Genomic DNA, 13,676 nt, shown 5'->3' with positions numbered 1-13,676 from the left:
TGCTATTAAAATCAGATTATCTATTTCCGAATATTTGCTAGCTAAATTAAGGGCATATTCTGCACCTTTTGACGCTCCCAAAACACTTATTGGCTTATTGTCTTTTATATTTTTATTTATATAATTGATAACATCTTCAAATTGTTCTAAAGGGATTTTTCTCAAAGTTTGTTCTTGGTTTTTCATGCCGAACATAAATAGTGCAAAGGTTTCATATCCCTCTTCAGCCAATCTTTTAGCAGTTTCAAAATTTGGACTTCCCTCAGAACCTCCAAAACAAATTACAAGACCCTTATGTGATTTTTCCTTAGGTATAAATCTAAAGCCTTGCATCCTACCCTCATCTACATAAGTTACATCAACTCCGTCAATATCTGTAGGATATAAACTTATATTAGTAACATCATTATAATATTCAGGAGATTTCAAAGCATTGGTATCTTTATACTTATAGTCATTATATATTCTAAGAATAAAAACTAAAACTACTAAAATAATAACTATTAAAAAGATTCTAAAAAATATTTTCTTCATTTTATTCCACCTCATTTCTATGAATTTCTATAACATCTTCAATTCTGCAATCCAATGCCAGGCAAATCTTTTCTAATGACTCTAAGTTCACATAAGAATTTTTGCTCATTCTTGAAACTATGTTGCTTGTTATGTTTGCAGCTCTTTTTAAGTCTTCTTTGTTCATTTCTCTTTCTACCAATAAGTGCCATAATGGTTTATAAGAAATTGCCATATTATTACCCCTTATCCGTTTTATTCATTAATTTATATTATATCATAAATAGGCTGATAAGTCACTTTAGTCTATTTTATACTTGTGCTTACGTTAGTATTTATTGAGATAGTCCTTGTTTTTTCCTTGTCCCACTTGGAACTGCTCCAAATCAGACGGTCTCCATGGGACGTCTAAATCGTGTAAGGCTATTAGTTTATTTTGTACATTTGTACCTGCTCCCATTTTTTGAGTAGAACCTAATAAGACTCTTACTTCTCCTCTTCTTACCTTAGAGAACAATTCATCTTTTTGTTTGTCTGTATCTGCTTCGTGGATAAAGGCTATTTCTTCTTTAGGTATTCCCATATTCACTAGCTTATTTCTAATATCATCATAGATATTAAATTCTCCATCTCCTTTTGGTGTAGACATATCTGAAAATACTAATTGGGTCGATGAATTTTCTTTTGTCTTATCCCAGATTGAAAAGATATTTTTTACACATACATTTACCTTCGAATTAGGATCATCTGGAAGTAGTGGGTTTATTAATCTTTGGTCAAGGGCAAGTTTTTTACCATCATTTGTAATCTTTAGCATGTTATCTTCTGTAGGCTCGACTTGGTTATTTCTAACCGCATCAGCTCTTTCTGAAATAGCTTCTAATATTTCTTTTTGTTCCTCAGTAGGTTTTGTTTTAATAACTTCGAAGTTTGCTTCTGGTACTGGCAAATTTAACATATCTGAAGTCTTTATATCTGCTACTTCTTTAAACATGCTCATCAACTCTGGCAAGTTATAAAACTTTGAAAATCTTGTCTTTTGCCTATAACCAGTGCCTTCTGGAGATAATTCAAAGGTGTTTTCTGTTTCTCCAAAAGTAGAAGCCCAAGCGTCAAAATGTTCTAATCCTCTTGCCTTTAAATCGTCATACTGAAGGTATCTTTGCATGGTATAAAGCTCTGTCATTGAATTTGATATTGGTGTACCAGTAGCAAAAACAACTCCCTTGCCATCTGTCATTTCATCCATATACCTACATTTCATATACATATCCGAAGACTTAAAGGCTTCACTCTGACCGATACCCGCAACATTTCTCATCTTGGTATGCAAAAATAAGTTTTTGTAATTATGAGCTTCGTCTATAAATAACTTATCTACTCCTAGTTCTTCAAAGGTTATTACATCATCTTTTTTAAAGTCATCATTTAGTTTTTCAAGTCTTACCAAGAGTTTCTTCTTTGTCTTTTCCAGTTGTTTTACTGTGAAATTTTCTCCTCTATTTCTTTTGTTCTCATCAATAAAGGAAACTATATCATCTATTTGATCTTGTATATGCCTTACCTGGTATTCCTTAGACATTGGTATTTTTTCAAATTGAGAGTGTCCTATAATAACTGCATCATATTCTCCCGTTGCAATCCTGCCAATAAATCTTTTTCTATTTTTAGGTTGGAAGTCTTTTTTATCGGCCACCATAATATTTGCTGACGGATATAATTGCATAAACTCCCTACCAATTTGAGTAGTTAGATGGTTAGGAACTACAAATAATGATTTACTTGCAAGTCCTAACTTTTTAGATTCCATAGCAGAAGCTACCATTTCAAAAGTTTTTCCTGCTCCTACTACATGGGCAAGTAGTGTATTTCCACCATAAAGAGTCCTAGCTATTGCATTTTTTTGATGTTCTCGAAGTCTAATTTCAGTATTCATTCCATCAAAAGTTAAGTTAGAACCATCAAATTCTCTATTTCTAATTGAATTGAATTTTTCATTATAAATCTTCTCTAGCCTATATCTTCTATCAGGATCTTCAAATATCCAATTCTTAAATTCTTCTTTTATCAGTTCTTGCTTTTGACTTGCTAGCATAGTTTCTTTTTTGTTTAATACAGAAGTCTTAGACCCATCATCATTTATTATTTGGTCAAATACTTTTGTATCTTTTAGATTAAGAGCATTTTCAATCAGCTTATAGGCATTTACTCTACTTGTACCATAAGTCATGTTAGCAAGGTCATTAGTCGAGTCAACACTTTTACCCTCAATATTCCATTCACTTGAGTGTGGCGAGAACCTAACATTTATATTCCACCTATCATAACCTGGTGTTTTTAAAAGGTTAAAAGTAAAGTCTTCTATATCTTTTTGAGGTATCCAGGTTGCTCCTAACCTTACATTTATATCAGAAGCAGTAAGTTCTTCAGGCATAACTTCTTGTAATTTTTCTCTTTGATATTTGAGTTTGCCTAACTCGTTTAATAGTGTATCTTTCTTTTCAGAAGGTGCTAAATCTATTACATTTTCAATTTCTCCGATATATGAATTGAGGTAGCCAATCTTTTCTCTGATATTACCACTTAAATATTCATCAGCCGATACATATGAAAAATGAAATGGATCGTCATTGTCAAAGTTCTCAAAGGGCATTCTGTTATTTATTAGGTCTGTATCCTTAATATCTAAAAATATCTCGCCCTCAAGCTCACCAATTAAGGTGTTCCTATCTTTACTTGTGATAGATTCCATATATTCAAAATCTACATATCCTTTTTGTGAAACTGATAAGACTAAAGCTTCAAGGGAAGTGTCTACATGATCTACTACCTTTGCCTTTGTTATTGTTCTTTTTGAGAATATATCACTCTTAGCTTTGAAATTATCCTCATCATCAAGTATTTCTATTGATGAAACCAAAGGAAAGTTTGAGTCTTCCTTTAAGGCTCTAGTATTTGATAAGGAGTTAATAAAGCCATGTTTCTTTGAAAAGTTATCATAGACTTCATTTAACTTTGCTTGTGACTCTTTTATTTCATCGTCTGAAAAATAGTCCTTTTGTTTTTCTATTACATCTTTTAAAGCATTCATTACATCAAGATAATCTTTTATCTTTTCTTTATTTTTATCTGATATATTCTGCTTGATTAAGACTGAGTTTTCTCTTAGGTAGACCTCTTCATCAATAATAGTGTAAGAAAAATTCTTAACATCATCTGTTGCTGGAAGACTTAATTCTTCATCTTCCAATAGTTCGACCTCTTCATATTTTGAATTTGAAGATATTTCCTTACTTGCAATATCCATTAAGTCTTTTAACTTTTCATCTTCTTTTTCATCACAAGTAATAGTATTGCCAAATCTGCCAGATACTTCTTTCATATTCCCTAATACCATCTGAGGATTATCTACAAAGTATTTATTATAAGTCAAACCCTTTTTATCAGTTGCTAGATGAATCCAATCATCATCTCTTTCTATAACTGAATCTCTCTTTTTCAAGAAAATAATATCTGAAGTAACTTCTGTACCAGCAAGTCCTTTAAATATTGTATTAGGAAGCCTCATAGCTCCTAAAAACTCACATCTTGCATTAATATATTTTCTAACAGATTCATCTTTTTTATCCATAGTTCCAGATGAAGTTATGAAGGCAATAATTCCTCCATTCCTAACCTTATCTATTGACTTTGCAAAAAAATAATCGTGAATCAGAAAGTTATTTCTGTTATATTCACGATCGTTAACTTTAAAATCTCCAAAGGGAACATTTCCTATTACCAAGTCAAAGAAATTATTTGAGAAGTTTGTTTCTTCAAAACCTTTAATTTGAATATTAGCTTCAGGATAAAGTTCTCTTGCTATTCTTCCGCTTAGACTATCTTTTTCTACTCCATAGACTTTAGAGCTTTGTATTTCACTTGGCATACTTCCAATAAAATTACCGACTCCTGCAGATGGTTCAAGGATATTCCCAGTCTTAAAACCCATATCTGTTATGGTCTTATATATTCCATCCATTACCTCTCTAGGTGTATAAAATGATGTTAGAGTAGACTCTTTAGCATTCAAATACTCATCATTTGTTAGATTTTCTTTTAAAATATTTCTTGCTTCAAGCCATTGTCCTCCCTTTTCTTCATCAAAGACATCGGCAAGACCACCCCATCCTAGATAATCAGCAAGATAGGCTTGTTCATACTCTCTTGGACTCCTATTTTCATTTTCAAGTCTTTTGAGCATCTTAATAGCTTTTATATTTTTATCTAGCTTTTCTGATGGTGTTAGGTATTCTGAGTAGATATGATTTTTCAAGTCATAATTTCTAGCAAAACTTAGCCTTTCCTTATTAGGTTCATAGCCTAGATTTTTTAAATCCTCTTTACCCCTCAATAAGTTTTCGGCTGCTTCTCTTGGAACATTGTATCTATCCATCATTTGGTCAATTTCAAGATTGTGGTTATCTATAAAGCTTTCTTGCTCTACTTGTCTTTCAATTTGTTTTTCATGCTCAGATAATTTGTATATCTCATAATTTCCACTATCTAAAAGGTCATCAATCTTTCTACTTTCTTCAAATGTTTCACCTTTATATAAAGGGAATTCTTCCCCATTAACTTCTACCTTAGTTCCAGCTTCAATTAAGTTAATTCCATCAAAGGTATTCTTATCTTCTAAAATAAATTCTTTTCCAACCTTTACTGCTAATTTTTCTGATGTTTGAGTTAGATTTTCAAAGATTTCTTCAAGGTATGAATCGTTTCTATATGGAATTACTTCCGAACCCCTAATCATACCTCCCATATACTCCATATTATCTCTAATGGTTACAGTTTTAAGTCCTCCACTTAGTTCATCAAAATCTGTAATGGTAAAGTCCTTATCTTTATATCTAACCTGATCACCTATCTTAAACTTAGGCTCTATCTTTTCCTTAACTTCTTCTTGTGAAGCTTTTTCCTCACTTAGTGCAACTTGCTCTTCTAAATATGAAAATTCACGCTCATTAACTTCTTCACCATCTCCAAGGTCAATTCTATAATGTTCGACAATTTCGCCGTCTACATAGTGATCAAAATAGAATTTGAAATATCCGATATAATCATCAGTCATTTCTCCAAATTCATTTTCTCCATGAGTTTGATTATGGTCTTTAATATCAATATCCTTTTGTCTTAGGATATTGATTAAGTCTTTAGTTACTATCTGCCCACTATAATCGGGAACTAATTCGTGATTTTCATTAAATTCTACAATCCAGTAATCTTTTCTATTTTCAGTGTTTTTGCCATCAAAAAAAGAAGCTTCATCAGCTTCCTTTTCTGGACTTATTTCATTTTCTAAGCTTCCACGTATTCCTTGATTGCCATTTTCTTCACTGTTGCCATCAAGTTGTTCATCTGTCCTTGGTATTCCTCTGGATTCCCTCTCATCATTTTCTCTGTCAATCCTTGTGCTTTCATCATCTTGACTTTCTCTCTCTTGATAAAGTCCACTGCCTGATTCTGAATTTCCTTCAGGTGGTTCAAAAGTGTTTTCTCCTCGTACATTTTCTGAAGTTTCTTCCAGTTCTCCATGTCTTCGCTCCCTACCAGGTAAGACAGTCTTAGAACTGCGTATGTTGGATTCGGAAATCTCTCCATAAATTCCAGATCCTTCTCCATCATGTCCAAGGTTTTCTCTTCGATCTTCATTGCTATTTCTTCTGTCGCTTCCATCTGTGAAAACTCGTCCATCTCTACTTCTTGACCTATCATCTCGTCTATATAAATCATCTTGACCTCCTCTATCTTCATTTATATTTTCTATATCTCTATTATAGTCGCCACCGGCCCTTTCTGTCAGCAGCCTAGCTCGATCCATTTCCTTAGATTTTTCTATTGTGCTATCTATAATATCTTCGCTAACTCTTGATATTACAAGACCTATCTGTTCTAAAGAAATTGTATTAATCCTAGAAAAATTATTTTTTAAATTTTCCATATCCATAGGATAGGCTGTATTAAACCTATTAGCTATCGCATAGGATATTGAGTCTCTCATAAACTTTTCAAAACTCAGTCTATCCTCTACATCTATTCTCAAATCAGCAATAGCCAAATTAATATATTCATCTCCATAAATTCGACTTAAAGAAAATATATTTTCGTTTAGTGAATCACTAGCTTCAAATGAAGAATCTCTTATTATTTCTTTTAAAGCCTCGTTATGGTTTTCGTGGTCAAACTGCCATAAGCTAACCTCATTAATATTCCTATCCATTGATGTGGTTTGACTAATATCGAAAATATATGAAATTCTTTGATTTACATCACTTCCAACTAAAATTGGAATACCCTTTTGACCTCTCATAACAACTCGACCAAAATATTTCTTCCACATATCAAATGTCGCACAAGCTCTAGCTTCAGGTTCTTTGTTGTATATACTTAGTTGGCTAGAAAAATCATATTTCTGATTGTTACCTATAACTTTTAAGAGTTTTAAATATTCTTTTTCATCTTGTAAAACTTCATACTTTATTGCTTCTTGTATGTTCTTAAAATCATTTACTTGCATTTCCTACCTCCTTTTTTGAGTAATAAAAAAGACGATAGATTTTAAATAATCTACCGTCTATAATGTAATATAATTAAATGACCTATATTAATTCTTTAAGTTTTCCATATAAGTTCAATAATTCGTTAATATCCATATCCATTATAGGCTCATACATAAAAGAGTTTATATGAATATTTTCTGGAGTCATTATATTAACTTCATTAACTATATTAATTTGTTCTTCATTCGCAATCTGCTTATATGCATCAAATAATACCCTGGTCATATTATTAGTTTTATCTACATGATTCAGAAATTCCGCTTTATCTCCTGTTTTCAAATTATTTTTCACTTTCCAATTTAGCATACCATTATAATTATTAATTTTATCTAACATTATTTCCTCAGCTTTAAGTCTACAAGCCATTGATAATAAAACTTTATGCTCGAGCAAATTTAAGTTACTAGTTAAGTTTTCAGTAGTTTCATAAAGCTTTTCTATAACCAGATCATCCTCTTTAAACTCACTTGGTATATCAAATCTCCCTATATATTCTTTATATACTTTCCCTAAAGTTTTAAAATTAATAGTTCCTGAATTTTCTTTTTTGTGTAGTAAATTAGTTAATAGCTCATAATCGCTATCATAATAATTTGAATCATTAACAGATTTATCAAAACTATATTCAATTAGATTCCTAACAAATGGTATAAGTGCAAATAAGGAATATTTATCTGGTTTAGTTTTCCATGTTATAAAAGGTTGTTTTTGATATTTCTCTTCTATCAAATTTAAATCTTGTTTGTTTTCAACGATAAATCTAGATGTACGAGGTACATTTAGTCTAGAAGAAATTGTTCTATAAAAATCAAAATTATGAGATAAAATTATCATTCTAAAATTATCAATTGTTGCCATTTCATACAAATATTCTACAATAGCATACTTATTTTTATAATCAAAAGAATCTGCTATATCGTCTACTATAAATAGGACTTCATTGCTTTCTTTTTTTATTTTTTCTATGTCAAATATTATATTTAACAAATATAAAGATCTTTTCTCTCCTTGACTTAACACGTCTAATTTTTCTAAATTTGATCTATCTAAACTTGCTTGATTTTCACCCTTTTCAAATATAAACTCCACACGTGGTAGGTTTTCTCCTATTATCGCTCCCTTTAAATTTGATATTTTCATCTTATATGGAACAGTGAACCTATCTTCAAATATTTCTAAAGAACGATTCCACAATGTATTGTCTATATTGAGATTTTTAATATTCTCCTCTAATTCTTTATATATCTCTAATAAATCATCAAAAGATTTCTTTTCTTTCTTTATATATGAAGTCCATAATTCTTTTTTTAAATTATCTAAATTTTCTATTTTCAAAAACTCTATTAGTTCAGGATTGTTTTCTATTGTATCTCTTAATAATATGCCTTTTGTATCACTTAGTAACTTTTCTATCTGTTGAAATTCTGGAATATCTTTAATTTTCCCCTCTATTTCATATATTTTCTCTTGTAGTTCATCATTATTACCAATTACTATGCTATTATTTAAATTAAGTTTATTATCTCTTACAAAAAAATTATCTGAATCTAAATTTTTTGCAACATTCTTCAATTTTGGAAATGTGAATTGACCTTTTTCAAAAAAAGTATAACTACTGTATATAGTTTCAGCAGCTTCACAAAACTCTTTTATTTTATTTTGAAAACTACTGTCTTTTATTTTTTTAATTACACTATCATCAAAAATTGTAGAGTATTTAACATTAGGTAAATACGTTTTATTTTCAGCTTCACATAATTCTTTCAAGCTTAATAAAAAACTTTTTTCACTTAAATTCATGTCAGAAACTACTGTAGGCTCTAATTCATAAATTTTTCTTCCTTGTTGTGTTTTTTCAATTTTTAATCCTGAATATTGCACTAACTTTTTTAAAAAATTATTTTTTTGCTTTAATAAAGTTGTGATAGATTTTTTTGTTTTTTCGTCTACTAATAAATCTGCTACACTACTAGATTCATAATAATTCTCAAAGCTTTTTATTACAAACACTTGCTCTTTTCTTATATCTTGTCCATCTATGCTCACATTAACTTCTGCTTTTATATCGAATATTTCATCACGTATTTCGTCAGCTTTACCATCTTGAATTTTCTTAAAAGTTTTTGCAAAAGAAGTTTTCATCAATCCATTTTTTGCATATACTGTAATCACATTTGTATTTGTAAAATCAAATTCATGGTTAAACTCATCTATTCCATAACAATTCTTTAATTTACATTCTAGAATATCCATATCATATCCTCCTGTCTTTTATTTTATTATATCATTCACAATAATAAGTTTGCACTAACATGCATTATTGAACTAATAATGCACATTAAAACATCAACCACAATAGAATTGCCGGCCTGCTTATATAGTTTGCTTGAAGTGCAATTTTTTCTTCTTGAATGCACTTCCTCTAATTTGTCTATATCACTATCATCAAAACCCATGAGTCTTAGGCATTCTCTTTCTGTTAAATACCTATACCTACCATTTCCAATATCTATTATTCCAGAATTAGGTACTCTCATTTGTTTTGTAGAAATAGTATAAGAAAAATCTTTAATCACTTTGAGTCGCCCTCTAAAACTGTTATCTATGCTTTTATTTAAAAATTTCAGCATATAGGGTTGGGTCATTGTATAAAGTTCACTTACATCCTTTTCTAAAAATTCACTTAGTGGTCTAGTTTCTTTCCTCTCCAATTTATTAAAAGAAAAGTTATTTGCTCCTAGACATGAAACAACAAATATCCTCTCCCTTTTTTGAGGTATCCCAAAGTCCATTGCATTTAAAATTTCATACTTACTTTCATATCCAAGGTCTTCTAACTCCTTTAGATAAATAAACAAGGAGTCCCTCATATTTCTATCAAGGACTCCTTTTACATTTTCCCAAATTATCCATTTAGGTTTATCTTTCATTTCTTTGATTATTCTAATTGTTTCAAATAGTAAGCTTGATCTAGTTCCTGAATTCTTTACTCCTCCTTGCTTTTTCCCTATTCTTGAAAAGTCTTGGCAAGGACTTCCATGCATAATTAAGTCTATCTTCTCATTAGGAGCTTTATATCCTACTACTGATTTTGGCTTATAAGCCTCTCCATAAAGTGCGTTGTATGATTTAACACAAGCCTTATCTATTTCTACATAATCAACTACTTCATAAGATATCTTTAAATTAATAAAAGCCTTTCTAATAGCACCTATGCCACCGAAAAGCTCCAATATTTTTACCTTATTCATTTAGATTATTCTTGTACCTATCTACAAGCTCCCTTATACTATCTTCTATTTCTCTTAAAAAGTCTTCTTTATCTACTTCACCAGAGCTAATCTTTGCAAGTTTCATTTCCCATTCAGATGTTGTTTTAGCTGACTTAAACTTATCCTCTACAATTGATACAAGTCTATTGCCTTTTTCTGTTACAAGTAGATTTTTCTTATCTCTTCTTATAAGGTCCTTATGGATAAGATTTTCAATAATTCCTGCTCTTGTAGCTGGTGTTCCTAAGCCTTTTCTCTCCACTTCTATATCTTTATCCAGTGATTCAATCCCTGCATTCTCCATAGCCTTTAAAAGTGTATCTTCATTATAATGACTTGGAGCTTTTGTAAATTTCTCCGATATATTTTTAGAAGTTAGCTTAATTTTATCTCCAGTCTTTACATCTGGTAATTCATTTTCTTGCTTTTCTTTTCCATAAGCCTTTAGATACTTGGTATAACCTTCATCGATTATAGTCTTTCCACTTGCATTGAAGTTAAATTTATCATATTCATATCTGATTTTTCTACTAGATTCCTTTAAGTTATCCGAACATGAAGCAAGTAGTTTATCCTTAATTAGATTATAGACTTTGCTTTCTTTATCAGATAAATCTTTAACTTTTCCAATACCTGATATAGTAGGAATAATCGCATAGTGGTCTGTAACCTTAGATGAATTAAAAATAGACTTAAAGTTTGATTCGTTGATTTTAAAACCTTCTTCAAGTCCTTCTAATAATTCTTTCATAGTAGTAACCATATCATCGGTTAAATACCTGCTATCTGTTCTTGGGTATGTGATTAGCTTTTTTTCATACAGACCTTGTGCCATATTTAAAGTGTCATTTGCTGAATATCCAAAATATTTATTTGCTTCTCTCTGTAAGGTAGTGAGATCATAAGGCTTATCTGGTTTTGTGCTTATTTCTTTATCCTCTACCTCTATAATAACTATTTCATCTTCTATCAAGTTTAAAAGTTGCTCTGCCACTTCGATTTTATCAATCCTATCTGATACAAGTTTCAATCCTTTATAAGATAGGTCAACTGTATAATATTTTTGCTTCTTAAATAGATTTATTTCACTATCCCTTTTAGCTATTAAATATAGAGTTGGTGTTTGTACTCTACCAACTGAATATGTTTCCTTGTAAATGCAAGAATAAAGCCTACTTAAATTCATTCCTACCAGCCAATCTGCAATAGCTCTTGCACTTGCCGATCCATATAAGTCTTCAAATTTTTCTCCGTCTTTAAGATTTCTAAAACCATCTTCAATAGCTTTGTTTTCCATTGAAGATATCCAAAGTCTTTGAATTTTCTTCTTACATTTAGCTTGATTATATACAAGCCTAAAAATAAGTTCTCCCTCTCTTCCAGCATCACAAGCATTTATAACTGTGTCGATATTCTTATCGTTTAAAAGTTTCTTTAAAACTCCATATTGTTTTTTAGTGCTTTTAGATACTTCATAAATATATTCTTCTGGAATTATAGGAAGATTTTCTATTGTCCATTTCTTCCATTTTTCGTCGTGTCTTTCTGGACTTGCCATTTGAATTAAATGACCGACACACCAAGAAACAATGTATCCATTCCCCTCATAATATCCGTTTTTTCTTGTTCTTGCTCCAATTACTTTTGCAATTGTAACTGCTACGCTTGGCTTTTCTGCTATTACTAATTTCATTAATACCTCCATAAATAAAAAAAGAGCGAAAGATTTCTCTCTCGCTCAAACTTTTAAAAATTATTATAATAGTTCATCTTCATCGTCTTCATCTAAAGATTCTTCATTACTTTCTTCATTGTCAGATTCATCTTCTGACTCACTAATATAATCCTTATCATCTTCTTCAAAGTCTTCCAACATTTTATCTTCCTTAGCTTTGACTACCTTAAAATAGTATCCTGCTCCTATAACTCCTCCAATTACAAGTGCAATAATTAGAAATGAACCTATTCCACTTTTCTTTTCTTCTTTTACTGGAACAGTCTTAGGTTCTTCTTTTTTTACTTCTTCTTTCTTAGGCTCTTCAACCTTTATAGTATTTTTGTCTTCTGATTCAATCATATTAAGTAGGTCTTTCTCTCCTACTTCTGTCAATAGCCTTACATTATCTTGATTTGATGAGTGATCCACTATTAGGTGCATAGTTTTTCCACTTTTAGTTTGAAATGTTAAAAATTGTCTCACATCTACTGGATTTTCTTTATCTTTTTCTGTATCTCCACTTGGTGTTATATCTTTTCCATTCCTATCTACATTTTCAATTACTGAACCTCTTGCCTTATTTTCCTGTGTTGCTAGACTATTTACTGCCTTTGTATTACCACCTTTTACAAGTTGTGTTTTCTTTGGAGGATTATTTAAAGGTTTGTTTGATTCACTTGTATTTCCTGGTATTCTTGGAACATCTTGATAAGGAATTTCTTCTTTTGATGGTGTAAAAACATCATCTTTCAACATTTTTTCAAACTCTTCTTTTTGTGGTTCATAGATTGATTCGTTTTGACTCTCTATCTGTCCTTCATTTGTCATTGCAAATGTAGTTGCTGGTACTGTAAATGTAAAAAGGAGTAACGCTATGGCTACTCCTCGTTTAATGCTCTTATTCATTTTTCTATCCTTTCTTATTTTACATTTTTAAATACATAGACTGCTTTTCTAGCATTGTCCCATTCTATTGTTTGATTTTTACCATCTTTAATATCTCCATGACTTGCTCCAAAAGCTTTGGCAATATTTGAAATTGAAGCATGAATTCTTCCATTTATAATCACTGGCTTAACATCTGAATTGTAGACCTTTCCATATGAATCTTTCATAACACCAGTATCAATATTTAGTCTTAATGTCTTTTTAGCTAGGATATTATTCTCTTTATTGGAGAAAATAGCTTCACGAGTAGAGTTGTCATACTCAACATTAAAACCTAGAGTATAGGCAATATATCTTACTGGAATCATAGTTCTTCCTTGGTCTACATAAGTCTTCACATCCATATAGACTGTTGTCTTACCATCTTTGTTGATAATGTTATAAAAGTTTTTGTCTACTTGAAAAACTGCAAATTCTTTTTCATCTTTAACTTGTTTTTTACCTTGTTGTTTATCGTTCTCTTTCATCTTGTTAAGATCAAATTGATTTAGGATATTCTTGTCATCAGCTTTCAAAATTTCGTCCCACTTCTTATCTTGAGATTTCTTATCTTCTTTCTTTTCTTTGTTTTCTTTTTGGAGTTTTAGAAGTTCATCTAATTTCTTAGATAAGTCTTGGTTTAGA

Annotated in this window: 7 protein-coding genes and 1 pseudogene; all 8 read right to left on the bottom strand. The window is 30.6% G+C overall.

Annotated elements, in window-relative coordinates:
* On the bottom strand, positions 1-534 hold a 534-nt coding region (locus HMPREF9225_RS06325), incomplete at its 3' end, for an acyl-CoA thioester hydrolase/BAAT C-terminal domain-containing protein (protein ID WP_040551374.1).
* Position 535: 1 nt separating this feature from the next.
* A complete protein-coding gene (locus tag HMPREF9225_RS06320; RefSeq protein ID WP_008902116.1) occupies positions 536-748 on the bottom strand; it encodes a helix-turn-helix domain-containing protein in 213 nt (70 codons plus the stop codon).
* Positions 749-844: 96 nt separating this feature from the next.
* Positions 845-5,434, bottom strand: a pseudogene (locus HMPREF9225_RS06315) (Eco57I restriction-modification methylase domain-containing protein); the annotation flags it as partial.
* 1,720 nt (positions 5,435-7,154) lie between these two features.
* A complete protein-coding gene (locus tag HMPREF9225_RS06310) occupies positions 7,155-9,368 on the bottom strand; it encodes an ATP-binding protein (protein WP_002836656.1) in 2,214 nt (737 codons plus the stop codon).
* Positions 9,369-9,403: 35 nt separating this feature from the next.
* Entirely contained in the window at positions 9,404-10,366 is a 963-nt protein-coding gene (locus tag HMPREF9225_RS06305) for a DNA cytosine methyltransferase (protein ID WP_002836657.1), read from the bottom strand.
* On the bottom strand, positions 10,359-12,080 hold the full coding sequence (locus HMPREF9225_RS06300) for a DNA topoisomerase 3 (RefSeq protein WP_040551369.1): 1,722 nt from the start codon (positions 12,078-12,080) through the stop codon (positions 10,359-10,361). Before HMPREF9225_RS06300 ends, HMPREF9225_RS06305 begins: the two co-directional genes overlap by 8 nt.
* Before the next feature lie 63 nt (positions 12,081-12,143).
* Positions 12,144-13,010, bottom strand: coding sequence for a CD1107 family mobile element protein (locus tag HMPREF9225_RS06295; protein WP_008902113.1), 867 nt, complete (start codon positions 13,008-13,010; stop codon positions 12,144-12,146).
* Positions 13,011-13,024: 14 nt separating this feature from the next.
* On the bottom strand, positions 13,025-13,676 hold a 652-nt coding region (locus HMPREF9225_RS06290), incomplete at its 5' end, for a stalk domain-containing protein (protein ID WP_008902112.1).

Source organism: Peptoniphilus duerdenii ATCC BAA-1640 (assembly GCF_000146345.1).
GTDB lineage: Bacteria > Bacillota > Clostridia > Tissierellales > Peptoniphilaceae > Peptoniphilus_B > Peptoniphilus_B duerdenii.
Note: the sequence above shows the minus strand (reverse complement) of the source record. Positions and strands in the feature narration are given on the sequence as shown.